Origin of the sequence: Bacillus sp. OTU2372 (assembly GCF_038440275.1) — a bacterium.
GTDB classification, from domain to species: domain Bacteria; phylum Bacillota; class Bacilli; order Bacillales; family Cytobacillaceae; genus Neobacillus; species Neobacillus bataviensis_B.
Genome location: NZ_JASATK010000038.1, coordinates 24,822 through 38,327, shown reverse-complemented (window position 1 = coordinate 38,327; position 13,506 = coordinate 24,822). Strand labels below are relative to the sequence as shown.

Below are 13,506 nucleotides of genomic sequence, written 5' to 3'. Positions count from 1 at the left end.
GTGACCCCGCCTAACTCATATTCAACAGAGAAGGTCCTTTGTTTCGTTTGATCCATCAAAATCCTCCTTTCTTATTGCTTTTAGTATCGGCTTTTTCAAATGATTAAAATTTGCAGGAAAAAGTAATTTAAATGTAGAAAATTAATAACATTACAAATAAGAGGGAGGATTTCAAAAATATTTTTTCGGAAAATTGTTATTTACTAAATAGCATTTCACAGGAGAAGAATGAACATGAGAGTGAAGGAAATTAAGGTTAAAAAAAACTTATCTGTAGATGAATTAATTAAGTTTATAAAAACTGCCAATAAATTTGAAAGCGATATTAAAATCAGAGGGACAAATTTCACGATCGATGCCAAAAGTATTATTGGTGTCCTAACCATAGTTAGAGCTGGAATTGACGTGACCATCATAACTAAAGGAGACGACGATGAAGAGGCACTAAAGGCAATCATAAATTTATTGATATGAATAATGAACCATTCCTGTGAAAAGAGGATTCCCGCCCAGCAAAAAAGCCCTTATTTTTTGAAGTTAAAAGCAGAGTATTCATATATGAATTAGCTCTGCTTTTTTTCATGCAATGAGTTTTTAAGGATACTACACTGCATACCAATGGCTCCTATATGTTAATTAGCTGGTTTTTTGACGGCCTTTACTTCATATCTCCCAACCTCTGTATTCAAAATAAATTCTGGTTTGGGCTTACCAAGGTTTGCTTTATGGTTGGCTATATGTGCTTCACTCTTTTCCCACTGCTTCCAGTATTCCTCTGATTCCCATCGGATCATAACGATTACTTCTTCATCCCCCTTGCGAACTTTTTTCTCCATAACTGTTACATCAATAATGCCTTCTTGTTTTTCAATCATGCCTTCACCGCTAAATTGTTTTATGACCTTTTCTGCATTTCCCTCTGCAACTGTTATTTTTCTTAATTGTATGAACAAATAATCATCCCCCACCTTTTATTTTAATGATATCTTGATTAGTCATCTTTTACCTGAGTGTCATCTAGAGTCTCGTTTGCGACTAAAAAAGGAGTTACCTCTTCTTCTGTCTCTTTAAGATCTTTTTCATTTGCTTCAAATTCGTGGAGTTCGAATAATTGAACAAATTCGTTAATGACCATTTCAATTGCCTTTAGTTCACCGATTAAAATTTGATCAATGGATTGAAATTCTGGAGCATTAATTTGTTGCTTTAAGGTGGAACGTTTAAGATTCATCATCTCTAAAAATGCAATCGCTCTTCCTCGTCGGAACGTTTTCGCCCCGCGATGGTGATGATCGTGGTCTCTTTTATGACGGTTACCTCTATGGTGGTTGTCTTTATCTTTAAATTCATCGTTTCTCATAATTAAGCTCCTTTCGTGTATACAATCGTATACATTAAGTTATATTAATAATGTATACTATTGTATACGTGAAGTCAAATGAATTTAATAACATAATGTGTAAATTTTATGTTTTTATTTTTTTAAACTAAAAAACATAGGGTTTACAATAGCTCAGCTAGTTAGGACAATTTAAAAAAGACTGCCATATTGACAGTCCATAAGAATTCCATCCCAAAAGAACTATTGGGATTAAAAGCCTCAAAATTGTAAATGAAATTAACATGTCACAGGGTATAGGTTTTGATCTGGCTTCTGACAACAGAATAAAAGAGACACTCGTCATTCCAATTTTTAAAAAGGACAAATCTTCTACTACGGAAATCAAAATAGGCACGGGGCAATCAAGCTAAGAGGTTCGTGCAATGATAAATAATGAAACTAGATATCCATTGGAAAGTGGGCAGCTCCGTTTGGCACTATACGGCAGAAAATTATCAAAAAAAGGGATTAATGATTTTGTAGACACCTTAAACCGTGACCCCTCAATTGGAAGCCTTGTTCAAATGGCGATTGTAGATGGCGATGCTACTGTTATATTAAATGCTTAAAAATTAAAAAAAGAGAATATCTCCATCTTTTTACAAGAAATGCTTGATCAAAATATGGAATCTGGACAACTTCCACGTACTGATTTACACACCTTTCTATTTCAATTTTCACAAGTAGGACAGCATCCCTATTTGCCAATAATCAAAAAGGAAAAAGGTTCGATCAAGATTAATGGCTTGGCAATATTAAAAGATGATCAATTTGTATCTTCTTTATCTATGGACGATCTTTTCATATTCAAAGGACTGGTTGATAAATACAAACATGGATTACACCAATTTATTTTAAATAATGGTGAAAAGGTCGTTTTAGATATCCTTCATTCAAAAGCAAAGTACAAAGTGAAAATCGTAAAAGGCAGACCAGAATTTACTGTCTACTTAAAAATGAGAACTAGACTTCAAGAGTTTTCTTCTCCAAAGAAACAAAGAGTACCTATTAATAAACAAAAGATACAAAAACAAATTGAACAAATACTAGAGAAGAATTCCTTAAAAATTGTTTCGCAATTTAAGAAACATCAAGTGGACACATTAGGTTTGGGAGCAAAATATAAAGAACATGATCATCGATTTAATGAACGAAAATGGAATTTACTGTATCCCCAAGTAAAAGTTCTTGTACATGCTAAAGTTGAAATTCAACAAACTGGAACTGTGGAGTAATGATTTGAAAGAATTCAAATGAGTTCTAATTTAACATTAAACAAGTTACATGTGCTAGTATCTGCCGTCGAATATCCTTGGAGGTATTAATTTTTTAAAATTACATTTAATCAATAATATTTACGCTAAAACGCCGCGACTGGCGTTTTTTTTATTCTATTTAGTTAAAACTGGCTTATGTTAGCATCATGAAATAAAAGGATAGCAATAGCCATCCCCCCTTAATCATTAGAAGTAAAATTTATTTCTTCCCTTTATAATAAAACTCAATTGAATTTAATCTTTGAAGAACCATCTTTACAAATATTCCAATTAAGATATAGAACGGAACAGAGTAAATGTGATTCCAATTTATCACTTTGTATATTCCTAGCATTTGAAAGAAGCTTTCTCCTATAAAGGAAGCGATGAACGCATAAATCATAATGGCTATTATGTAATTTTTCCACGTAGAAAATTTCTGATAAATCATGACGTAAAAAAGGGGAACAATAGATAAGTCTGCAGGGGCAAACTCATCTCTTTCTAATGGAGTTAAAGTATAAGGATAAATCCACAAACCTAGAGATGTACCGATTTGGTCCAAAATAAAAGCAATTCCTGCTGTAATAAATCCAACTAGACTGATTTCTCTTAACCGAGATTGATCGATAAATTTCCAAAACAGAAACAGTGATAAAATAACGATCACTACTTCAATCCACCACTGGTAGGTCAAAAACACTTCTTCAAACCAGTAATCTAACCACATCGTTCTAAGTTCTTCATAGGTCTGTTCTATTTTTTTAAAACTCTCCATCACTCTCCTCCTTGTTATTGAATAAATTCATTCAGGTATACATTTTTATACTTCTCTCTACACCCCTGATTATTACCTATTCTTAACTAGACTCCCCATTGAAACTAAAAATTACTATTAAATTTGAAATACTATCGTAAAAATAGGAATAATGGACTGTCATTTGAAAATGAACAATTTAAGTTCCTAGCATTAAGCAATAAAAACAGGCAACATCCAAAAACGATGATGCCTGTTGCTGTTTAAATCAGTGACAAACTATAGTTTTCTAATCAATCTATAAACAGAGGGATTTTTTAGACCATCAAGTATTTGTCGACTTCTTGTGCGACTTCGCGTCCTTCGTTGATCGCCCAAACGATAAGACTTTGTCCTCTTCTGGCATCGCCAGCAGCGAAAACTCCCTCAACGTTTGTTTTGAACTCACCGTATGAAGCTTGAACCTTTTGGTTGACTGCTTTCACACCAAATTGGTTCAACAATGGCTGCTCTGTTCCCTCAAAACCAATTGCGATAAACACAAACTGGGCTGGCCATACTTTTTCAGTGCCTGGGATTTCTTTAAAATAATAACGGCCATTTTCATCCTTAAGTTTCTCCATTTGGATGGTGTGAAGCTCTTTCAGATTCCCATTCTCATCAGCAACGATTTTCTTCGTTTGAATGGAATATTGACGAGGATCTTCCCCAAATTTTGCTTCCGCTTCCTTATATGCATAATCCATTGTAAAAACATTCGGATATGCTGGCCATAAATTATTAGAAGTCCGTTCAACAGGTAATTGTGGATGCTTACCAAATTGAACAACACTGTTACATTTTTGACGAAGCGCTGTTGCCACACAGTCGGCGCCTGTATCTCCACCACCAATAACGATGACGTCTTTGCCTTCTACATCGATAAATTCCCCATCTTCAAAATTTGAATCTAGTAGACTTTTCGTCGCTAGCGTCAAATAGTCCATCGCAAAGTGAATGCCCTTTGCTTCACGGCCTTCAATCACTAAATCACGCTGCTTTTGCGCACCTGTGCAAAGAATAACGGCATCGAACTGTTCTTGAAGTTCTGCAGCTGTAATATCTTTGCCCACTTCTGTATTTGTAACGAAGTCGATACCTTCTTGAGTCAATAAACGAATCCGTCGTTCTACGACTTCTTTCTCAAGCTTCATGTTCGGAATTCCATACATCAACAAGCCGCCAGGACGGTCTGCCCGCTCAAAAACAGTTACTGAGTGACCTGCTTGATTTAGCTGATCAGCAGCAGCCATTCCTGCAGGGCCAGAACCGATAATTGCTACCTTTTTTCCAGTCCGTGAAGTAGGAATCCTCGGTGTGATCCATCCGTTTTCAAAACCTTTATCAATAATCGCTTGTTCAATATTCTTGATAGTTACGGCCGGGTCGGAAATTGCTACCGTACATGAACCTTCACACGGAGCCGGACATACCCGTCCTGTAAACTCAGGGAAATTATTCGTTTTCATCAGGCGATCAAGTGCTTCTTTCCAGCGACCACGATAAACCAGATCATTCCACTCCGGAATCAGGTTGTGAATCGGACAGCCAGATGTGGCTCCTTGAATCTCCATGCCGATATGGCAGAAAGGAGTGGCGCAGTCCATACACCGCGCCCCCTGTATACTTAATTTTTCATCAGAAAAAGGAACTTTATGCTCTTTCCAGTCGTTTAGGCGTGTTAGAGGATCTCTTTCTCCAACTTTTTCACGAGCATATTCCATAAATCCAGTTGTTTTCCCCATTTTCCTTTTCCCCTTTCTTAGCGGATTGCAGCTTCCTGCTGTTTAGATGGTTTTGGTAATGCTCCGGAATTCGCTAAAAAGGCACTCATTACAGCTTCTTCTTCCGATAAGCCTGCTAGTTTTTGCTCCTCGATCAATTGGATCATTCGTTTATAATCCTTTGGAATGACTTTGACAAATTTTCTGACACACTCTTCCCAGTTTTCTAGAACACAGCTCGCCTTCACACTTCCTGTAAACGCGAAATGGTTCTCGATTAACTGTTTTAACTCATCTTGATCGGCAGGATTTGATACTGTTTCAAATTCAATTAATTCTTGGTTACATAAATGCTTAAATGCATCCTTATCATCAGTTAAGACATAGGCAATTCCGCCGGACATACCTGCACCGAAGTTTTTACCAACATCACCTAAGATAACCACACGTCCGCCAGTCATATATTCACAACCATGGTCGCCAATTCCTTCAACAACAACGTTAACCCCACTGTTACGAACGGCAAAACGTTCACCAGCACGGCCGTTAATATAAGCTTCACCGCTTGTTGCCCCGATAAAGGCGACATTTCCGGCGATGACATTTTCACCTGAAGCAATCTTTGTATGTTTATCTGCTTTGACGATTATTTTTCCGCCAGACAGACCTTTACCAACATAATCGTTCACGTCTCCAGTAAGCTCAAGAGTCATTCCTTTTGGTACAAAGGCTCCAAAGCTTTGCCCCGCAGAACCAGTAAACCTTAAAGTAATCGTATCCTCTGGAAGACCTTCTTCACCGTAGCGTTTAGAAATTTCACTTCCGACAATCGTACCAGCTACACGGTTGACGTTTGTAATTGGGAAAGTAATATCTATAGGTGTTCCCTGCTCTAATGCTGGTTGAACAGCCGGTAGAATGTGTTTGATATCAAGAGTTTCGTCAATTCTATGATTTTGCGGACGTTTAAACGTGCGCGTTCCTTCAGGCTTGTGAAGTAAAGCAGTTAAATCTAAATGCTGCGCCTTCCAATGTGCTTTTGCACGCTCACTTACAGCTAGAACATCTGTGCGGCCAACCATTTCCTCAACTGTTCTAAAACCAAGCTCTGCCATGATCTCACGTACTTCTTGTGCAACAAAGCGCATAAAGTTAACGATATAATCGGCCTCGCCTGTGAACTTTCTACGAAGCTCAGGGTTTTGAGTCGCAATACCAACTGGACAAGTATCTAAATGACAAACACGCATCATCACACAGCCAAGAACCACAAGCGGTGCAGTAGCAAAGCCATATTCTTCTGCTCCTAGTAAGGCTGCCATGACAACATCCTTACCTGTCATTAATTTACCGTCTGTTTCAAGTACTACGCGGTCACGCAAACCATTTAACATAAGCGTTTGGTGCGCCTCTGCTAATCCAAGCTCCCAAGGCAATCCGGCATGCTGAATGCTCGTTTTCGGTGATGCACCTGTTCCACCATCGTAACCACTGATGACAATGACATCGGCTACCGCTTTAGCTACGCCGGCAGCGATGGTTCCTACGCCGCCTTTTGAAACTAGCTTAACGCTAATGCGGGCATCACGATTGGCATTTTTCAAATCATGGATCAGCTGAGCCAAATCCTCAATCGAATAAATGTCATGGTGCGGCGGCGGTGAAATTAAGCTTACGCCAGGTGTTGCCCCACGGACGTCGGCAACCCAAGGATAAACCTTTTTACCCATTAATTGACCGCCTTCACCAGGCTTTGCACCTTGTGCCATTTTAATTTGCAGCTCTTCGGCATTCACTAGATAATGACTCTTTACACCAAAACGGCCAGAAGCAATCTGTTTGATCTTACTTCCTCTGTTGTCACCATTTTCATCTAATACAAAGCGGCTTGCATCTTCCCCGCCTTCACCCGAGTTGCTTTTTCCGCCTAAACGGTTCATGGCAATCGCTAATGTTTCATGTGCTTCCTTACTAATTGATCCAAAGGACATCGCACCTGTTTTAAAGCGGCGGACGATCGAATCAACTGATTCTACTTCTTCAATTGGCACAGCTTGTCTGGAACCATTAAAGGAGAATAGGTTGCGTAAAAAGCCAAGTCTTTCTTCATTCGCAAGATCCGAATATTTTTTAAATAGATCATAATCACCATTGCGGCAAGCCCATTGTAAAGTATGGATAGTGCCTGGATTGAACGCATGGTGTTCACCATCATGTCTCCATTGGAAGTTACTTCCTGATTCTAATGTTTTGTCAGTCGTTTCCTTAAACGCATCCGCATGGCGAAGTTTCGCTTCTTGGGCGATGGTTTCTAAACCAATACCGCCAAGCTGAGATACGGTTCCAGTGAAGTAACGGTCGATGACATCAGAGCTGATCCCTACTGCTTCAAAAATTTGCGCTCCACGGTAACTTTGAACCGTTGAAATACCCATTTTCGACATGACCTTAACAACACCCTCGGTCATCGCGTACAAGTATTTTTCAACCGCTTCTTGATACGTGAAAGATAAAGTTCCTTCCTGAACAGCTTCCTGATAAGTAGCGAATACAAGATAAGGGTTAATCGCATCAACACCATATCCAAGTAGAACGGCGAAATGATGAACTTCTCTTACTTCCCCTGTTTCAACAATGATGCTAGCCTTCGTTCTTAATCCTTCACGAATTAAGTGCTGATGAAGGGCGCTCGCTGCCAAAACGCTAGGAATGGCCACTTTATTTTCACTCATGTTACGGTCAGACAGGATAATCAAACTAGTACCTTCCGCAATCGCTTCGTCAGCCTGACGGCAAACTTCATTCAAGCTGTTCTCTAAATTCTCAGTGAACAAGATGTCGATCACTTTACTCTTAAATGCTTCGCTATTCTTTAATACTTCAAGCTGGCTGTTCGCTAGGATTGGTGTCTCCAACTGAATCCGACGGCAATTTTCTGCTGATGGATGTAGTAGATTTCCTTCCGCTCCTAGATAAGAAATTGTTGAAGTAACAATTGCTTCTCGAATTGAGTCAACCGGCGGATTAGTTACTTGGGCAAATAATTGCTTAAAGTAGTTAAATAAGTTCTGTGGACGATCTGACAATACCGCAAGCGGCATGTCATTTCCCATCGCACCAAGCGGATCCTTGCCTTCACTTACAGCAGGAAGGATATATTTTTGAATATCTTCATACGTATAGCCGAAAGCTTTTTGGAGGGTAAGTAAATTTGCCGGAACTTCTCCTTCCGCTTCTACTTTTTCTTCCAAGCGAACAAGCTGTTCGTCTAGCCATTGCTGATATGGCTGTTCGTTTGCCAACTGTGATTTAATTTCCTCGTCGGAAATAATTCTTCCTTCTTCTAAATCAATCAATAGCATTTTCCCTGGGCTCAAACGCTCTTTGTATAACACCTTTTCTGGCTCTACATCGATGACGCCAACCTCTGATGAGAAAATAATGTAATCATCTTCTGTCACGTAGTAACGGGCCGGACGTAGACCGTTCCGATCCAAAATAGCGCCAATTTGTTTTCCGTCGGTAAAAGAAATAGCAGACGGACCATCCCAAGGCTCCATTAAGGAACTGTGATATTCATAGAAAGCTCTCTTTTCCTCTGTGATATGAGGATTTTCAGACCATGGCTCAGGAACAAGCATCATGGCTGCGTGCGCTGGTTTTCTTCCAGCAAGTACCAAGAATTCAAGTGCATTATCTAAAATGGAGGAATCACTTCCATCAGTATCAAGGATTGGCAGTACTTTTCCCAAATCAGATCCAAACACCTCAGAAACGAATTGACTTTCACGCGCCTTCATCCAGTGAATATTCCCCTGAAGGGTATTAATTTCACCATTGTGAATTAAATAACGGTTAGGATGGGCTCTTTCCCAGCTCGGGAATGTGTTTGTACTAAAGCGTGAGTGCACTAAAGCAAACGCAGAAACAAAATTCTCATCCTGTAAATCCAAATAGAATTGATCAACTTGCTCAGGTGTTAATAGTCCTTTGTAAACAATAGTTCTGCTTGAAAAACTAGCAAAATAGAAACGGTATTCGGATTCCTTTGCCCAATTTTCTGCCTGCTTACGAATCACGTACAACTTTCGTTCAAAAGCTAGTGAATCCGTATTATTTTCGTTGGCACCTACAAACAACTGGCGAACGACAGGACAGCTTTCCTGTGCAGTTACCCCGATATTTTCGGCATTGACAGGAACTGTTCTCCAGCCAAGCACTGTTTGCCCCTCTTGTTCGACCAATTTATTAATATAGGTTTCTATTTTTTCCCGTTGCGCATCATCCTTTGAGAAGAACAACATCCCCACGCCGTATTTCCCTTGTTCAGGTAAGTTCATAGTTGAACATTCTTGGCGGAAAAATAAATCCGGGATTTGAACCATAAGTCCCGCGCCATCGCCTGTTAGTGGGTCACTCCCTTGTCCGCCGCGATGATCCAATTGACAAAGCATTTTTAGTCCTTTAGCCACAATATCATGAGTGGCATTCCCTTTGATGTGTGCATATAAGCCAATTCCACAGGCATCATGTTCAAATTCAGGACGGTAGAGACCTTGTGCTTTAGGTAGTTGATGATACGTCATATAAAATCTCTCCCTGTTGATTATTGTCGAAATATTGCATATAAACTCATTTTAGGTTACCTTAATGATACAAACAATATATAATTTATATTAAATTAATCTGATTTTTATATGGATAAAGGAGAATCACTAAATGGAGCTTCGTCAATTACGATATTTTATTGAAGTAGCGGAACGGCAGCATGTGACAGAGGCTGCTGAAAATCTAAACGTTGCACAATCAGCCGTCAGCTATCAAATCACAAAACTAGAAGAGGAATTAGGGGTTAAACTGTTAGAACGGGTCGGAAGAAATATTAAGGTGACACAAATCGGAACTATTTTTTTACAATATGTAAAAAGTGTCTTAAAGACGCTGGATGAAGCAAAGGAAAAAGTCGACGAATATCTAGATCCCCAAGCAGGAACAATTAAAATTGGTTATCCTACAAGTCTCGCCAGATATTGGCTCCCAACTGTTATTTCAGCTTATAAGAAGGATGTACCCAATGTGAACTTCCATTTACGTCAAGGTTCTTATGCTTACTTGATTGATGCAGTGAAAAACGGCGAAATCGACTTAGCCTTTCTCGGCCCTGTCCCCATGAAGGATCCTGATTTAGAGGCTAAAATTCTTTTTATGGAAAATATCGTGGCTTTGCTACCTAATCATCACCCCTTGAATGAACGAAAAAGTCTGTCTTTAGGTGAGTTGCGTACAGATTCTTTTGTTTTATTTCCAAAGGGATATGTCCTTCGGAAAATTGCTGTCGAGGCCTGTCATGAGGCAGGGTTTGAACCAAACATTACGTCCGAAGGAGAGGATATGGATGCATTAAAAGGTCTTGTTTCTGCAGGAATCGGCGTTAGCCTACTACCAGAGAGCACCTTCTATGACTCTATTCCCCGATTCACAGTCAAAGTACCGATAGAAACACCAAAGGCGATGCGTACAGTCGGGGTCATAATTCCAAAACACAGAGACCTAGCACCAGCCGAAAAGAACTTCTATAAATTTCTTATCCAATTTTTCAACAGGCTGGACCAGTATAAATAAGGGGAGCGCGGGGACGGTTCTCCTGCTTCTAAAAATGTTTTAATGACATAAAATAGGCTTTTATCCAATCGTATTTGGGTGTGGTCTCATAATCTACTGTAACTAAAATGGAAGGGTTGATCTATATGTATCATTACATATATTTACATTACTACCATCCGTGGTATAAACCGATAGCAGTTCCAATTATTCCACCACCGCCGGTACCACCAGCTGCTGTTATCTACAGAAATTATTTGTATACCTTAAATCAAGGCTCGGTTAATTGGTAATAAAAAAGAATGGTTTTATAATAATAGTTAGAAGATTGTTTTGACGGGGGGTATTTTGTTGAAACTGATTTCCATTTGTCCCAGCAATACCGAATTAATCGTTTATTTAGGGTTAACAGCCTCATTAATCGGCGTAGATAATTTCTCTGATTGGCCTGAAGAAATCAATAGATTACCAAGGCTCGGACCAGATTTAGAAATAGACATGGACAAAGTAGAAGACTTAAAGCCTGATTTGGTCTTAGCCTCCCTTTCCGTTCCGGGAATGGAACGAAATATTAAAGAGCTTAAAAAACGCAATATCCCATATGAAATTGTTCCAAATCCACAAACCTTACAAGAAGTCGGTGACTGTCTTTTGTTTGTCGGCAAAGTAACCAAGACCTATGACAAAGCAAAACAACTGTATGAAAAATTTACTCAAATTCTTACATACTACGACTCTTTAAGCCATCGAGTAGATACAAAAAAAACACTTTATTGGGAGTGGTGGGCGAAGCCGATCTTTACTCCAGGTGCTGGGAACTGGCTCACAGAAGTAAGCAGACTTGCAGGTGGACAAAATGTTTTTGAAGATCAGGCGGAAGCAAGCGTCCAAACGAGTTGGGAAGACGTAAAGCTACGAAATCCAGATGTCATATGTGTGGTTTGGGTAGGTGTTCATAAAAATAAGGTAAATCCGAAAGTAATTCTAAAACGTCCTGGTTGGGACCAAATGAATGCGGTCCAACATAATCAATTATACATTCTCGATGAACCTCTTTATTGCAGGCCATCCCCCCGGCTGTTGAACGGGCTGGCGCAAATTGCATATCTCCTTCATCCTGATATTTATCCAATCTACAATAATGGTAATGACATATTAATGAATTCTTGAAGGAAGCAAGCAGCGGTTCTTATGCTTCCCTTCTTTTGTTAAACTCCCAATTAATACAAAAGAAATAGGCTGTCATCGACAGCCTATTTCTTTTGCACTTGTTCGCTCAACGATCAATTTTCAATCGAAAGAACCCATTGTTTGGAATAATTCATTTGTCTGTGGAGATACGTAAATGGTTCGGCTAGGAAAAGCAACTTCTACTCCCTCTTCCTCTAAAATCCCCATGATCGCTAAATTGATTTCATGTTTGATTTTAACGTGCTCTGCCCAAACAGTAGAATTCGTGAAAAAATAGACAAGGATATCGAGACTGCTTTCATTATAATGATCAAATGCGACCATAATCGTATCCGGATGAATTTCTTCATGTGTCCTCAATAATTTTTCAATCCGGCTTACTACTCTTTCAATTTCTTCTTTTGTCGTTTGATAGTTAAGTCCTAAATGAAAATCGATCTTCCTTTTCCCCATACGGCTCCAGTTTGTAATTGCCTCATTTGCAAGTGTAGCATTAGGAACAGTAACTAGAGCTTGGCTAAACGTACGAACTTTCGTGCTTCTAAAATTAATATCTTCGACGATCCCCTCAACACTAGGGGTTAAGATCCAATCACCAATGGAAAATGGTTTTTCGGTTACAATGACAACCCCGCCAATAAGGTTCCCTACCGCTTCTTTGGCAGCTAAGGCAAATGCAAGTCCCCCTAACCCAAGACCTGCCACCAATCCATTTACGTCATAATTAAACTCCTGCCCGATAATACTGATACTAATCGCGATGATGATCACACGGATGGTTCTTGAAATAAACGGAATAAGTATTAAATCAATTTTATTGTTGAGTTTTTGATTAAAACTGATTAACAACCCTGAGGTAGGCGAAGACAAATTAAACAATCCCCATGTAATTAATACAATGACCATTGAACGCAAAAACTTTAAAAACAACGCATTGTGTTGTTCAATAAAAGGGAAATAATCCATTGCAATATACAAACCAAAAATAATAAAGAACCATCCTAAAGGACGTTCAAAACTTAAACAGATTTGTGTAAAAAAATCAGTTGGGGTTTTCCTGGACAATTTTAATATCAACTGAAACACATATTTGGTAAATAGATTTCTAAAAAGGATAAATAGCAGCAGAATCCCTATAGAAATCCCTAAGTTTTTTAACATTTCGTAGTCTATATCCGCTGTTGAAAAACCCAATACAAATGAACCTAAAGACATCTTTGAAATACCTTCCCTCTTTTTTCGATACTTTTATTAAATCAACATTTGTTGGAAAATGGATGAAAGATAGCCGATCTTCAAACCATTCCATCGAAATATGATAGCTTTTTTAACAAAAAATTTGAATACATCTAAAGTCTCAGATTAAAGAAAAAATCCTCTACAAAAAGGCGCGAGCTAGAAAATTAATTTATTATTTAAGAAAAAATTAACTAAAAAACCCCCCATAAAAAACTGCACCCCATTAGTTAGATACAACAATTGGAAGTGTAGTTTTTTATGGGGGAATTTTCATTTTTACCTAAATTGAAGGCTGTTCAAGATAATCTTGAAGGAATC

General features: G+C 38.7%; 10 protein-coding genes and 1 pseudogene. 5 read left to right on the top strand and 6 right to left on the bottom strand.

What is annotated here, in order from left to right:
* Positions 1–234 precede the first annotated feature (234 nt).
* Entirely contained in the window at positions 235–474 is a 240-nt protein-coding gene (locus AAHB15_RS28540; protein WP_186446563.1) for an HPr family phosphocarrier protein, read from the top strand.
* 158 nt (positions 475–632) lie between these two features.
* Here AAHB15_RS28540 and AAHB15_RS28535 read toward each other — a convergent pair whose 3' ends face one another.
* Both AAHB15_RS28535 and AAHB15_RS28530 read right to left on the bottom strand, forming a co-directional pair.
* Entirely contained in the window at positions 633–953 is a 321-nt protein-coding gene (locus AAHB15_RS28535; protein WP_335574674.1) for an antibiotic biosynthesis monooxygenase, read from the bottom strand.
* 38 nt (positions 954–991) lie between these two features.
* Positions 992–1,360, bottom strand: a complete 369-nt coding sequence (locus tag AAHB15_RS28530) for a hypothetical protein (protein ID WP_335574673.1) — start codon at positions 1,358–1,360, stop codon at positions 992–994.
* 404 nt (positions 1,361–1,764) lie between these two features.
* Here AAHB15_RS28530 and AAHB15_RS30350 point away from each other — a divergent pair.
* Positions 1,765–2,085 (top strand): annotated as a pseudogene (locus AAHB15_RS30350) (Ger(x)C family spore germination protein); the annotation flags it as partial.
* Positions 2,083–2,616: a Ger(x)C family spore germination C-terminal domain-containing protein gene (locus tag AAHB15_RS28520; protein ID WP_438825830.1), complete on the top strand. Its 534-nt coding sequence runs from the start codon at positions 2,083–2,085 to the stop codon at positions 2,614–2,616. The pseudogene AAHB15_RS30350 and the gene AAHB15_RS28520, both read left to right, overlap by 3 nt.
* A 241-nt stretch (positions 2,617–2,857) precedes the next feature.
* On the opposite strand, the gene AAHB15_RS28515 is transcribed toward AAHB15_RS28520, so the two are convergent.
* From AAHB15_RS28515 to gltB, 3 genes are all read right to left on the bottom strand, one after another.
* Positions 2,858–3,415: a CBO0543 family protein gene (locus AAHB15_RS28515; RefSeq protein ID WP_335574670.1), complete on the bottom strand. Its 558-nt coding sequence runs from the start codon at positions 3,413–3,415 to the stop codon at positions 2,858–2,860.
* A 296-nt stretch (positions 3,416–3,711) separates the two neighbouring features.
* On the bottom strand, positions 3,712–5,178 hold the full coding sequence (gene gltD / locus AAHB15_RS28510; protein WP_144566921.1) for a glutamate synthase small subunit: 1,467 nt from the start codon (positions 5,176–5,178) through the stop codon (positions 3,712–3,714).
* A 17-nt stretch (positions 5,179–5,195) separates the two neighbouring features.
* Positions 5,196–9,743 (bottom strand): glutamate synthase large subunit, encoded by a 4,548-nt coding sequence (gene gltB, locus AAHB15_RS28505; protein ID WP_342043799.1) that lies wholly within the window; start codon positions 9,741–9,743, stop codon positions 5,196–5,198.
* 133 nt (positions 9,744–9,876) lie between these two features.
* On the opposite strand from gltB, the gene AAHB15_RS28500 reads away from it, so the two are divergent.
* A complete protein-coding gene (locus AAHB15_RS28500) occupies positions 9,877–10,779 on the top strand; it encodes a LysR family transcriptional regulator (protein WP_335574668.1) in 903 nt (300 codons plus the stop codon).
* Between the two features lie 330 nt (positions 10,780–11,109).
* A complete protein-coding gene (locus tag AAHB15_RS28495) occupies positions 11,110–11,928 on the top strand; it encodes a cobalamin-binding protein (protein ID WP_342043798.1) in 819 nt (272 codons plus the stop codon).
* 120 nt (positions 11,929–12,048) lie between these two features.
* Here AAHB15_RS28495 and AAHB15_RS28490 read toward each other — a convergent pair whose 3' ends face one another.
* Positions 12,049–13,164 (bottom strand): mechanosensitive ion channel family protein, encoded by a 1,116-nt coding sequence (locus tag AAHB15_RS28490; protein WP_342043797.1) that lies wholly within the window; start codon positions 13,162–13,164, stop codon positions 12,049–12,051.
* Positions 13,165–13,506 lie beyond the last annotated feature (342 nt).